We start from the raw sequence: 12,384 nt of genomic DNA, 5'->3' as shown, positions 1-12,384 counted from the left end.
CAATGGTTTAAGGTCATACCAAAATACCATCTCACTTTCCCGGGAGAGCGTCCGATGACCGACCGCAGGGCGGCGGACCGGCCCCGGCCATGGGAAACGGCTTCCGGTGAGCTGACGCCGGGCGAGTACGAAGCACTGCGCGAGCGCCTCGCCGTCGCGTGCCGTGTGCTGGCCGTCACCGGTCTGGTCGAGCACATCCTCGGCCATGTCAGCGCCCGCGTGGGAGCCGGGACCTTGCTGGTACGGGGACGTGGCCCTCGCGAACGAGGGCTGGCCTTCACCGTCGTGGACGACATCCAGGAGGTCGGCCTCGACGGCCGCAGGACCGGCGCCGAAGGCCGGAGCCACCACGCCGAGGACGTGAGCACCGACGGCTGGGCGGCGCCGAACGAACTGCCCATCCACACCGAGATCCTGCGCGCCCGGCCCGATGTCACCGCGGTCGTGCACGCGCATCCGCCCGCGGTCGTCGCCGTGTCGGCCGCCGGACTCCCCTGGCTCCCGCTCGTCGGCTCGTACGACATCCCCGCCGCGCGCCTCGCGCACGACGGCATACCCGTCTGGCCGCGCTCGGCACTGATCCGCCGCCGTGACCTGGCCGAACAGATGGCCGGCGCGCTCGGCGACCGACCCGTGGCGGTGCTCAAGGGACACGGTCTGGTCGCTGTCGGCGGCGGGGATCCCGCCGAGGCCGTCGCCACCGCCGTCACCCGCGCGCTGGCGGTGGATTCGCTGGCGCGGATCACCCTCGCGGTGGCCGGCACCGGTGCACCACTGCGGCCGGTGAGTGACGAGGACCTGGCCGAACTGCCCGATCTGGGCGCCTCGTTCAATGTCGCGGCGATGTGGCGCCATCTGGAGGCCCGTGCCGCGAGCGAGGGCCTCCAGATGGCGCCGCCGTTGCGCTGACGCGCGACGGCCCGTGCCCACATCCGTACCGAAGACGTCGTCAGGACATCAGGTGGTGATGGGTGTGGTCTGGGTGCAGTTCTTCCATTCGACCCAGGGACGTGTGCCGCCGCTCTGGGGGCCGGTGGCGTAGGTGGGATCGCCGGTGATGGTCTGTTCCTTGTGCTCATGGGTGATGTCGATGCCGAAGAGCTTGAAGCCCATGCTGACCTGGCCCGCGGAGATCCCGAAGCCGATCCCGAGCGAGGCGTTCCACCAGTCCGTGTTGGCCTCGTAGTCCAGACGCGACAGCTTGCCCTTGTCGTGCAGGAGCCGCTCAATCGGGCCGGCGTCCGCGCCGGGCGCCTCGGCCGCCTCCGAGGGCGAGGGCAGCGCGTCGCTCGCGGGGAAGTCACCGCGCCCGCGCAGCCAGTCCTCCACCAGCGTACTGTCCGCGTCATTGTCGAGAGCGACCTCGGCCGACTCCACATGGATCTGCGACTCCACCTCACCGCCGCCACCGCCGACATCGATCGTCACAGGCCCCGCATTGGCACCCGCACCCACATTGACCCCAGGCCCTTCGCCCGCCTCCTGACTGGTCGTGATCACCATCTTCTGCGGATGGTGCGGCTGGCCGTTCTTCTCCTCCTCGTCGTACATGGCCGCGTCATAAGTGACCGCCACCTGCTGCATCCGCGTGCCAATGACCTGGCCCACCTCACCGGCCTTGGCGCCCACCGAGAAGGTGTAGGTGAAGGTGATCTTCCCGGCGTCCGGTCCCGTCTTGGCCCGCAGGACCACCACGTCCTCGGTCATCGAGCCGGAGAACGTCTCGCCGGAGATGCTGCCGAGGTCCTTCGGCTTACCGTCCTTGCCGCCCTCGCCACTGCCCTTCTTGAACGACTTGCCGAAACTCAGCCCGCCCGACTTCTCGACGCTGGTCTTGGTGATGTCGACGTCCGGCGCCCGCTCCGGTGGGAGGTCGGGCTTCTTCTTGCCTGCGTGGTAGCCGCAGATCATCCCGAGTTCGGAGGAACGGGGGCCCGCCGGGCGGCTGTTGCAGTCGTCCATGGCCTTGAGGTACTCGGCGAACTGTTTGGCGTCCTCAAGGTTGGCCTCCAGGTCCGCCTGGGGGTTGTCGCTCTTGTTGCCGTTGAACAGCCACTGGCCGCCACTGCCGCTGCCCGCCAGATAGGTGCCGCTCAGTGAGGCGCTGCCGCCCCAGTCCTTCAGCCCCGGGATCCCCGCGGAGATGCTCGCCGTGACTCCGGCGCCGGATTCGGTGACCCGCTCCAAGGTGACCGTACCGTCGGACCACTGCTGGAGCTTCACGGTCTCCGAGCTGCTGATCTTGATGAAGAGGATCTGGATGACGACCGTGTCCTTGGTCTGATCCTGCGACAGCAGACACTTCGCGGGCTGGAACGGATCGTTGGGAGGTGCGACGGGATCCTCGCCGTCACCTCCGCCGCCGTCGTCCCCGCCGCCGCCTCCACCGTCCTCGCCCGAGGCGCACTCCGCTCCGCCGTCGGCCGCATGGATGATCCGGCAGACGGCGTTCTTCAGTCCGACCGCCTCGTCGTCGGGCACCGTCAGCCCCACGATCGCCGCCACGACCAGGGCCACCACCCCGATCACCGCGACATACTCCACCCCGCCCTGGCCTTTGTCGCCATGAGCTCTACTGCCATGGGCATGCCAAATCCGACCTCCGGCGCCTCTCACCATCCACTCCTCGCCCCACGCCGTCACCGTTCCCCCGAACGGGAGGCAGCGTAGAAATGAATCCGGGCCCAACGGCAGGGCCCCCGGACCCACTTGTGGGCCCAAGCCCCACCGGTCCCGCCCATGCGCCTGCCACCGGCCAGCTTTTCACTCGCCCGGCCTATCTTTTGACGGATCATGAGAAAGTTCCGGAGATTTCATCCGAACCTCTGGACAGTCCCCACGCGCCGCCCTAATGTCTCGGCCCAACCAGGCAAGTGTTTCGTCGCGGTAACACCCACACCGCTCAACAGCACCACGACCACCCGGCGCTCACATGAACGCCGCACAGCACCTCTGTCTTTGTTCGTCTCCCCCCACGGTCGGGCCGCTGCCCGTCCCTAGGCGCTGCGCGTCCGCCGTCGCGACGGCCAGGCGCTCGCGCACTGTGCAGGAACCCCGTCGGCATACGCCGGCGAACGTCGTCATACGGGGTATCGGACCGCGCCGACCCGCGCGGTCCTGACCGCAGGAGAAGGGAAGCGATATGAAGATCCGCACGTTCATCGCCACAGCCTCGATGGTGGCCTCCGGAGGCCTCGTGGCGGTCGCCGGCCCGGCGCAGGCGGCTCTCTACACGACCTGTGTGGGTGACGGCGGCGCCGTCACCGTCGGCGGTGACCTGGTCGTACCGGCCGGGCAGTCGTGCACGCTGACCGGTACGAAGGTCAAGGGCACCGTGAAGGTGGAGGCCGGAGCCGACCTCGTCGCGGCCGGCGCCACCTTCAACGGCGGTGTCACGGTGGGCGCGAACGCCTATGTGGACCTCACCGACACCGCGGTGAAGGGCGCCCTGACCGCGCAGGGAGCCTTCGGCACGCATCTGGAGAACAGCTCCGTCAAGGGCGCGATCACCGCCAACCAGGGCTTCCTGTACGCCGTCGACTCGACTCTCGACGGCAACGTCAGAGCCCAGGCGGGCGAGTTGTACGTCTCCGGCAGCACCGTGGACGGCAGCCTCACCGGTGACGCCAACCAGTACAGCGATGTCTACGACAGCACGGTCGACGGAACGCTCACCGTGACCGGCAACTCCCTCGGCGGCGTCCTGTGCGCCAGCGAGGTGTACGGGAACACCGTATACAAGGCGAACTCCGACGCGCTCCAGCTCGGTGGCGCCGGTCTGCTCGGTTCCTGCGACGGTGCCACGTACCTCGACAAGGACCTCACGGTCACCGACAACACCGCCAACGCGGTGCTGGACAACGCGATCGTCCGTGGCAAGCTCACGGCCACCGGCAACTCCCCCGTGCTCCAGGTCGGTGAACTGGCCCGGATCCGCGGTGGCATAACCGGCGAGACCACTGCCGCCGTGTCGGCCGCCGCCGCGCGCTCCGCCAAGGTGGCCCCGCAGGACCGCGGCAACGACCTGGCCGAGAAGGCCGCCGGGCGTGCCGACGAGGCCCGCGCCGCCGCCCACGCCGCGGGCGCGACCCGTCTCTGACACGCCGTAGCCCACAGCGGCACGGCAGCACACCAGCGCGACACCTCCGCAACCTCCGCACCGCGGCCTCGGCAGCGCGGCGCCCTCAGACCTTTCTCATCTCACTTCCTCCCTCAGGAGTGGCCATGGGCCATCTGCACAAGTCCTTCGACCGCAGGGACTTCCTGCGCGCCACCGTGGGCACCACCGTGGCGCTCGCCGCCGCCTCGGTCACCGGAGCGACGGCGGCCACCGCCTCCGCCGCGACCAGCGGCCTGTCCATCCCCAAGGACCGCATCGGTATCCAGCTCTACAGCATCCGCGACAAGGTCAGCGCGCTCGGCTTCGGCGTCGTCCTGCCGGAGCTGGCCCGTATCGGTTACCGCGAGATCGAGTTCGCCGGATACACCCAGAACACCTCCATCCTGGGCCGGCAGATCACGCTCCCCGAGATCCGGCAGCTGCTGAACGACAACGGGCTCCGCGCGGTCGGCAGCCATGTCGGCATCGGCAATCTGCGCAGCAATCTCCAGGCCGAACTGGACGCCGCGCAGATCCTCGGTATGCCGCACATCGGCACCGCCAACGCGCCGTCGAACGTGAACACGGTCGCGGGCTATCTCGCCGCCGCCGAGGAGTTCAACACCTGGGGCGCGGCGGCGACCGCCCGGGGCCTCAAGCTCTACCAGCACAACCACGCGGGCGAGTTCGCCTTCGCCACCGACCAGCCCTCGGTGCGGCTGTACGACGTGTTCCTCAGGAACACCGATCCGCGCCATGTCTATCTGGAGATGGACATCTACTGGGCGTATGTCGGCCAGCACCGCTGGCCCGGCTTCGATCCGGCCGCGTATGTGCGCAACCAGCCCTACCGCTACCCGCTGTTCCATATGAAGGACGGCGACACCAATCCGTCGAAGGCCGACGGTTTCGACATCGTCGAGTTCGGCGCGGGCGATCTGCCGTACGAGAAGTTCGTCCGTGACATCGGCCCGCGCGCCGCCCACATCGGTATCTGGGAGCAGGACACGGCGCCCAACACCCAGCCCAACCCGCCCGGTTCCCTCGGTGCCGCCGAGCGCAGCTTTGTCGCGCTGAAGGGCCTGCTCGGCTGACGACGGGCCGCCCTCACCGAGAGCGGCCCCGCAGGACCGAACCGATCGAGAGCGTGAGAGCCCCCACCCGCACGCACCCCCACCGGGCCCGGCCCGCCGGAGCTCCGTACCGCTGTCACGGTACGGCCGACGGGCCGGCCCCGGTCGCGCACCCTCCTGACCGCCAGCGACCAAGGAGACGCATCCCTGTGCACCGTACCCTCAGACGTCTGATCTCAGGCGTCCTGCTCGCGGCGATGCCCGCGCTGGGCATGGTGGCCCTCGCGCCCGCCGCCCAGGCACACGAGAACCATGAACACGCCCTTGACTGGGCGAACTACGAGAAGGTCACCCTCACCAAGGACACCGGCGAGCCGATCGACCTCGCCGTACTGCCCGACAGCCGGGTGCTGCACACCGCGCGCAACGGTGATCTGCGGCTCACCGATCCCGGCAGCGGTGTGACCAAGGTCGTCAACCACATCGATGTGTACCAGAACTCGGAGATGGGGCTCCAGACCGTCACCCTGGACCCGGACTTCGCCACCAACAAGTGGGTCTATCTCTACTACTCGCCGCCCCTGAACACTCCGGCCGGCTCGGCCCCGCAGCAACTGCCCGCGGGCGAGACCGACTCGTACTGGGACCGGTGGAAGGGCTACGACACCCTCACCCGCTTCAAGTGGACCGGTGACAAGCTGGATCTGTCGACCGCCCAGGAGATCATCCGGGTCGACGTCAACCGCGGCCAGTGCTGCCATGTCGCCGGAGACGTGGACTTCGACGCGAACGGCAATCTCTTCCTCGCCACGGGCGGCAACACACCGGCGTCGGGGCCCAATGTCAACGGGTACACGCCGATCAACGACGCGCCCACCTACAACCCGGGGCTCGACGAGCGCCGTGGTTCCGGCAACACCAATGATCTGCGCGGCAAGATCCTCCGTATCAAGGTCGCGGAGGACGGCTCGTACACCATCCCGGACGGCAACCTGTTCCCGGTCGGTACGGCCAAGACGCGTCCCGAGATCTTTGTGATGGGCCTGCGTAATCCGTTCCGGCTGGCGGTGGACCAGGCGACCGGCGCCGTGATGTGGGGCGACTACGGTCCCGACGCGGGCACGGCCGATCCGAACCGCGGTCCCATGGGATATGTCGAATGGCAGACCACCACCAAGCCACTGAACAGCGGCTGGCCGTTCTGCACGGGTGACAACACCAAGCCCTACCGGGACTTCGACTTCGCGACGCTCACTCCGGGCCCGGCCTTCGACTGCGCCAAGCCGGTCAACGACTCGCGCTGGAACACCGGTCTGACCGAGCTGCCTCCGTCCACCGCGGCCACGCTCTGGTACGGAGACCGCGACACCGACCAGCCGTGGCCCGAGCTGACCGCGTTCCGCGGACCCGGCGGACCCGGCGGCCAGGCGCCGATGGGCGGTCCGGTCTACCACTACGACGCGGACAATCCCTCCCCGGGCAAGTTCCCCGAGTACTGGGACGGCAAGGCGTTCTTCGGCGAGTTCTCCCAGGACTATGTGGCGGCCTTCACCCTCGCGGGACCGGACGGCCCGGTCACCAAGCTGGAGAACGTACTCCCCAACAGCGAGCGCTCCGAGAACGGCATCCCGCCCTGGGACAACCCGATGGACCTGGAGTTCGGCCCGGACGGCTCGCTCTACGTCCTGGACTACGGCGACGGATTCTTCCGCCAGAACCCCGACGCCGGTCTCTACCGGATCGACTACGCCGAGGGCAACAAGGCGCCCACCGCGGTGATCAAGACCGACCGCACCTCCGGCCAGGCACCGCTGTCGGTCTCCTTCGACGCCACCGGCTCCAGCGACCCGGACGGCGGACAGCTCACCTATCAGTGGGACCTCGACGGTGACGGCACCTTCGACGCCAGCGGGCCCACGGCCAGCCGTACGTATCCGGAGAACGGGCAGTTCCAGGCCCGGCTGAAGGTCACCGACGCACAGGGCAAGACGGGACTGTCGAGCCGTCAGATCACGGTGGGCAACACCGCTCCGACGGTCGGCATCACCTCACCGCCCACCGGAGGGTTCTTCAACTGGGGCGACGCCGTGCCGTACGGAGTCGAGGTCCAGGACGCCGAGGACGGCAACACGGCCGACTGCGCCAAGGTCGCCTGGACCTTCGGTCTCGGGCACAACCAGCACGGCCACCCGGTCAACAGCGGAACCGGCTGCTCGGGCGCGGTCGTGACACCGGCCGACGCCGGGCACGGAGACACCGAGAACGTCTTCGGCGTCCTCGGTATCACCTACACCGACAAGGGCGCGGGCGGCGTTCCGCCGGCCACCGGTGACGCCCAGGTGGTGCTCAACCCGGCGCTGATGCAGGCCGAGCACTACGACTCCGCGCAGGGCGTCACGATCACCGACGACACCGGTGCCTCCGGCCAGCGCAAGGTGACGTCCTTCGACGCCGGGGACTGGATCTCCTACGATCCGGTCTCCTTCAGCGGCATCACCGGTGTGCAGACGCGTGCCTCCGGCGCCGGCACCCTGGCGTTGCGCTGGAACTCCGTGGACGCGGCCCCGTTCGCGACCGTGTCCGTACCGGCCGGTGAGGGCTGGCAGACCGTCACCACGGCTCTGTCCGACCGGCCTTCCGGCAGCGGAGAGCTGTTCGTCACCACCTCGGGCGGTGTCGATCTGGACGCCCTGACCTTCCAGGGTCCCGGCGTCGCCGACAAGACACCGCCGAAGGCGACGGCCACGCTCAGCCCGGCGCAGCCGAGCGGGAGCAACGGCTGGTACACCGGCAATGTGTCGCTGAGCGTCACCGCCACGGACAACGGCACGGTCAGCAGCCGTCAGTACTCCGTCAACGGCGGTACGACATGGCTGTCGGCCACTGCCGCCGTCACCCTCTCCACCGAGGGCACCACCACCGTCCTGTACCGGGCGACCGACAGCGGCGGCAATGTCTCCGAGGTCGGCAGCCTGACCGTACGGATCGACAAGTCCGGGCCTTCGGTGACGGTCACCGGTCTGGACGCCGACGGCACCTACGGCGACTCCAAGCAGCCGGCGCCGGTGGTCACGGCCACCGACGCGGTCTCCGGCGGAGCCACCGCGACCGCCACCCTGGACGGAACGGCGGTCACCTCGGGCCGGCCCGTACAGCTCTGGCGGCTGCCGCTGGGAGGCCATGACCTCAAGGTCACGGCCCAGGACCGGGCGGGCAACACCACGACGAGGACCGTGCACTTCACCACCACCACGTCCCTCGCCGATCTCGACGCGCTGATCCCGCGGCTGCGCGCCGAGGGCCTGATCACCGCACAGGGCCAGCAGCGGCTGACGGTCCGGCTCGACCAGGCACGGGCACATGCCGAGGCCGGGCGGATCAGCCAGGCGGCGGCGGTGCTGGAATCGTTCGCCACCTCGGCGGCCGACACCGCCCTGGTGAACGACGCGGCGGCGCGCGCGGCCCTCGCGCGTGACGCACGGGCCGTGAAGGGAGAGCTCACCGACTGACGCTTCTTCGAAGCACTGTCCGAAGCGCTGTCCCGAAAGCAGGGGCAGCGCTTCGGACAACTTTTGGCAGGATGAGCGAAAGTTTCATACGATCGAACAGTAATCCGTTGACAATGGCCAAGAGCCGATAGCGACCAGCGGCCGGCCGGACGTCCCGATGGTGCCTTGAGGAAGTGGAGCCCGTGAGCGTTCAGTACCGTGTATTGAGCATGCTGCGCGACAACGGCCCACTGTCCCGGGCCCAGTTGTCGGACAGAATGGAAGTACCGCGCCCTCGGCTGCTCGCCGAACTCGACCGTATGGTCGCCACCGGAATGGTGCTGGAGGCGGGCCCGGCCGCCTCGCGCGGCGGCCGTCGCTCCACCCTCGTCCAGCTCGATCCCGGCCTCCGGTTCGCCGCCGTCGATCTCGGCGCCAGCTCGATCGACATCGAGATCACGGACGGCGGTCTGGAACCCGTGGCCGCCTACTCCGAGGCCGCCGACATCCGCTCGGGGCCGGTCGCCGTACTGGACCGCGTCAGCGAACTCCTGCACAAGCTGCGCGCCCAGGGCCACTACACCGATCTCGACGCGATCGGTATCGGTCTGCCGGGACCGGTCAGCTTCCGCAACGGTGTACCGGTCTCGCCGCCGATCATGGTGGGCTGGAACCGCTATCCCGTACGTGACACCCTCGCGCGCGAGCACGGCTGTCCGGTGGTCGTTGACAACGACGTCAATGTGATGGCCCTCGGCGAGGCACACAGCGGAGTGGCCCGATCCGTCGATCATCTGCTCTTCGTGAAGATCGGCAGCGGAATCGGCTCCGGCATGCAGCACCACGGCCGGATATATCGGGGCGCGGAGGGCTGCGCCGGGGACATCGGCCATATCCAGGTCGAGGCCGACGGACCCGTCTGCTCCTGCGGCAACACCGGCTGTCTGGAGGCGTACTTCGGCGGTGTCGCGCTGGCCCGTGACGCCATGGAGGCGGCTCGCTCCGGCCAGTCCCCGGCCCTCGCCGACCGGCTCGCCGCGCAGGGCACGCTGACCGCCGTGGATGTGGCCGAATGCGCGACGGGCGGCGACAACGCCTCCGTCAATCTCATCCGGGCCGGCGGCCACCGCGTCGGCCAGGTCCTCGCCACTCTGGTCAGCTTTATGAATCCGTCGATGATAGTGATCGGCGGCGGTCTGTCGGGGCTCGGCTATCTCCTGCTCGCCGAGATCCGCAGCGTCGTCTACAAACGCTCGCTCCCGCTCGCCACGGGCAACCTGCCGATCGTGATGTCCGAACTCGGCCCGCGCGCCGGAGTCGTCGGAGCGGCGCTCCTGGCCAGCGAACTCGCATACGGCGGACCTTCCTGACGAGGTCCTGACGAAGCCGCCCGTTCGAGCGGGTGGCAAGCGTGAGCGGCAGCCGGATCAGCGGCTGCCGCTCCTGTGCGCTCAGGCGGGTGTCACCAGGTGGACGGCGCCGGTGGGACGATCACCGGCGGCCGGTCGTCGCAGGTGATGGTGTTCGGCAGTTCCCACGGCGCGAGCCAGGCGCCGGTGGTGCCGCCTCCGTCGTTGCCGCCGAGGTCCGTCAGCGAGAACTCCGAGCCTGCGGGCGTGAAGTTGAACGATCCGCAGTTGTTGACACCGACCGCTCCGACATTGCGGGCGTCGACGTTCTGGAAGGACGCCGAGCCCGCCACCCGCGCGCTGACCACCGAGGTGCCCGTACCGTCGACCTTGATGTCCTTGAAGTGGACATTGGTGATCGAGTACAGATCCTTCACCGGCCAGTCGCTGACCAGCATGATCGCGTTGTAGGTGTTGTCGAGGAAGTGGTCCCCGGTGACCTGGATGTCGGCGTCGATGTTCTTCTCCAGCGCGTAGAACCAGATGGCGCCGAGGCCGATGTTCCAGTTCAGCTCGTACGTACCGGCGCGGACCGTGGTGTTGTCGGTGATCCGCAGATGCCCGGTGAACGCCTCGGCGCCGAAGCGTGATCCGATCTGGATGGCGCTGCCCTCGCGGATCGGGTCGGCGATGAGGTTGTTGGAGACGGTGTTGTCCTTGCCGCCGTAGATGGCGATGCCGTTGGCGAGCACCGGCGTCTGTACGGTGTTGTGGTCGAACGTGTTGCCGGCGTTGGCGGTCTTCTCCGACCACATGGCGAGACCGTCGTCACCCGAGTTGCGGACAAAGTTGTCCGACACCACCGAATCCGTCACACCGGTGTGGAAGTTGAGGCCGTCGGCGATCTGGTCCACGATCACATTGTTGGTGATCCGCAGATTCGACATCGGTCCGTCGAACCAGAGACCGACCTTGGTGTGGCGGATGTAGAGGCCGTCGATGGTGGAGTCGCTCATCGCTCCGCCGATTCCGTTCACCTGGTCGGTGTCGATGCGCTCGCGGACATCGCCCTCGATCGCGAAGCCGGACAGATGCACATCGGTACTGCCGCCGTCCGCCGCGTCCTTGCCGTAGAAGCCGACACCGGTGTGGACCGAGCCGTCGGGTGCCGGCGTGCTCAGCTCCACCTGGCGGCCCTTGATGATGGTGTACCAGTTGCCCGCGCCCACGATCGTGACGTCGTCGACGATGATGTGACGGTTCACCTGGTAGGTGCCCGGCGGTATGTACACCTTGAGGTGCTTGCGCTTCGCGAAGGCGATCGCCTTGTCGAACGCGTCGGCGGAGTCGCGCCGGCCGGACGGATCGGCGCCGAAGGCCAGGACGTTCGCGGCGAGGAGCTCGACACGCGGCGGACCGACGAGCTCCGAGTCGAGCAGATCGATCACCGTCCACGCGGCCCTGCTGCCGGCGGGAACCGTGAGCCGTACCTTGTCACCGGCGCGGTACGTCGCACCGAGCAGCAGACGCTGCTCGTCGTAGAAGTGGTTCGGCCGGAAGGGCTTGTCGATCGTCGGCGCCGGCGTCGTCTCGCTCGGCACACAGGAGCACTCGGTGATCCACCAGTCGGGATGCAGCAGACCGGCGTTCGGGTCGTTCGAGAACGGATACTGGTTGTAGAGCCACGCGTACTGCGACGTCAGAGTCATGGTGGAGCGCTTCTTGCCGTTCACCGCGACATCGAGCGGTGCGGTGATGCCGCCGCCGTCGGAAGCGTCCGGAATGCTGTACCGCACGGTGATCGCGTTGGCCGCGCTCGGCAGTGTGAACTCGACATGCTGGCCCGGCGTCAGTTTGACCGCCTTACGGCCGGACGCCTCGGCCGGCAGCGTGTACGCGGTACGGTCCGGGCCGATGACCGCGCCGTTCGTCGTGGCGTTCTCCGCCTCCTGCTCGACAAAGCCGACGCGCGCGCCTCTGCCCGCGACGAGCGAGGGATCAAGGGCGGCGCGTGTCACAACAGGGATCGACGCGGCCGACGCGGCCGACGCGGCCGACCTGGCCGACCTGGCCGACCTGGCCGACGCACCGTCAGCGCCCGTACCGGCGAGGGCCGTACCACCGGCCAGCACGCTGAGACCGACAGCGACCGCGGTCGCGGCGGCGACGGTCCTTGCGGTCCCGCGCGCCGGTCTGCCGAACCGTCTCGCTGCGGCTCCTGTGATGCTCCATGACATCGAAATGCTCGTTTCTGTCGGGAGGGTGAACGCCTGTGACGCTCGGCGGAGCGGACGCCATGAGGTGAGGCGACAGTAGGACCCGCGCAGCCCGTTCCACAAGGTTCATGCGAACTGATTTCGTCTCCTTGCTGCCCA

The 12,384-nt window shown here is 68.5% G+C and carries 7 protein-coding genes; 5 read left to right on the top strand and 2 right to left on the bottom strand.

Annotation, left to right across the window (positions count from 1 at the left end; translation table 11 throughout):
• Positions 1 to 54: 54 nt before the first annotated feature.
• Positions 55 to 909 carry a class II aldolase/adducin family protein gene (locus ACFV6H_RS28410; RefSeq protein WP_385547542.1) on the top strand — a complete coding sequence of 285 codons (855 nt, stop codon included), beginning with the start codon at positions 55 to 57 and terminating at the stop codon, positions 907 to 909.
• A 48-nt stretch (positions 910 to 957) separates the two neighbouring features.
• Here the strand turns inward: ACFV6H_RS28410 and ACFV6H_RS28405 are convergent, their stop codons facing one another.
• Positions 958 to 2,544: a hypothetical protein gene (locus ACFV6H_RS28405; RefSeq protein WP_385547539.1), complete on the bottom strand. Its 1,587-nt coding sequence runs from the start codon at positions 2,542 to 2,544 to the stop codon at positions 958 to 960.
• Positions 2,545 to 3,142: 598 nt separating this feature from the next.
• Here ACFV6H_RS28405 and ACFV6H_RS28400 point away from each other — a divergent pair.
• The 4 genes from ACFV6H_RS28400 (at position 3,143) to ACFV6H_RS28385 (ending at position 10,030) form a co-directional block, all read left to right on the top strand.
• Positions 3,143 to 4,099 carry a hypothetical protein gene (locus ACFV6H_RS28400; RefSeq protein ID WP_385547536.1) on the top strand — a complete coding sequence of 319 codons (957 nt, stop codon included), beginning with the start codon at positions 3,143 to 3,145 and terminating at the stop codon, positions 4,097 to 4,099.
• A gap of 125 nt (positions 4,100 to 4,224) precedes the next feature.
• Positions 4,225 to 5,193, top strand: coding sequence for a sugar phosphate isomerase/epimerase family protein (locus ACFV6H_RS28395; protein ID WP_384984722.1), 969 nt, complete (start codon positions 4,225 to 4,227; stop codon positions 5,191 to 5,193).
• Between the two features lie 188 nt (positions 5,194 to 5,381).
• Positions 5,382 to 8,681: a PQQ-dependent sugar dehydrogenase gene (locus ACFV6H_RS28390; RefSeq protein WP_385547533.1), complete on the top strand. Its 3,300-nt coding sequence runs from the start codon at positions 5,382 to 5,384 to the stop codon at positions 8,679 to 8,681.
• A 209-nt stretch (positions 8,682 to 8,890) separates the two neighbouring features.
• On the top strand, positions 8,891 to 10,030 hold the full coding sequence (locus tag ACFV6H_RS28385; RefSeq protein ID WP_093595196.1) for an ROK family protein: 1,140 nt from the start codon (positions 8,891 to 8,893) through the stop codon (positions 10,028 to 10,030).
• A 92-nt stretch (positions 10,031 to 10,122) separates the two neighbouring features.
• Here ACFV6H_RS28385 and ACFV6H_RS28380 read toward each other — a convergent pair whose 3' ends face one another.
• A complete protein-coding gene (locus ACFV6H_RS28380) occupies positions 10,123 to 12,246 on the bottom strand; it encodes a glycosyl hydrolase family 28-related protein (protein ID WP_385547530.1) in 2,124 nt (707 codons plus the stop codon).
• Positions 12,247 to 12,384 lie beyond the last annotated feature (138 nt).

Source organism: Streptomyces sp. NPDC059743, from assembly GCF_042732975.1.
Classification (GTDB): domain Bacteria; phylum Actinomycetota; class Actinomycetes; order Streptomycetales; family Streptomycetaceae; genus Streptomyces.
Note: the sequence above shows the minus strand (reverse complement) of the source record. Positions and strands in the feature narration are given on the sequence as shown.

Bases quoted from the DNA above. Each gene is read 5' to 3' on its own strand.
- ACFV6H_RS28385 (WP_093595196.1), top strand. From the start codon at position 8,891: ATGCTGCGCGACAACGGCCCACTGTCCCGGGCCCAGTTGTCGGACAGA.
- ACFV6H_RS28380 (WP_385547530.1), bottom strand. From the start codon at position 12,246: ATGTCATGGAGCATCACAGGAGCCGCAGCGAGACGGTTCGGCAGACCG.
- ACFV6H_RS28410 (WP_385547542.1), top strand. From the start codon at position 55: ATGACCGACCGCAGGGCGGCGGACCGGCCCCGGCCATGGGAAACGGCT.
- ACFV6H_RS28400 (WP_385547536.1), top strand. From the start codon at position 3,143: ATGAAGATCCGCACGTTCATCGCCACAGCCTCGATGGTGGCCTCCGGA.
- ACFV6H_RS28395 (WP_384984722.1), top strand. From the start codon at position 4,225: ATGGGCCATCTGCACAAGTCCTTCGACCGCAGGGACTTCCTGCGCGCC.